The sequence below is a fragment of the Chromohalobacter sp. HP20-39 genome, assembly GCF_033052815.1.
In the GTDB taxonomy this organism is placed as follows: Bacteria; Pseudomonadota; Gammaproteobacteria; order Pseudomonadales; family Halomonadaceae; genus Chromohalobacter.
The window spans coordinates 1-266 of record NZ_JAWHTP010000748.1 but is presented as its reverse complement, the minus strand read 5'-3'; the positions used below and the strand labels follow the sequence as shown (position 1 = coordinate 266).

The following is a 266-nucleotide window of genomic DNA, read 5'->3' as shown; positions in this document are numbered from 1 at the left end:
CAGGCACCCGCTTAAGACGAGCAAAGCGCGGGGTGAGGATGACCAGCAACAGGCTTGCGATGGCCAATGCCGTAGTTGCGGGATGCAGATGCGGCAGGGCTTGCAGCGTATGCCAGAGCTTGTCGTGGAAATGTGCCCCAGACGGTTTGGGTAGCCCGAAAAAATCGGGCCATTGCCCCACCCAGATAATGACGCCGATCCCCGTCGTAAAGCCGACGATGACTGGGGCCGGGATGAACTTGATGACCGTCCCCAGCCGGGCGGCG

At 61.7% G+C, this 266-nt stretch carries 1 protein-coding gene; it reads right to left on the bottom strand.

What is annotated here, in order from left to right; genetic code table 11:
- Nucleotides 1-266 (bottom strand): SulP family inorganic anion transporter (locus tag RVY79_RS19945; protein ID WP_317466312.1); only part of this gene is annotated, 266 nt, incomplete at both ends.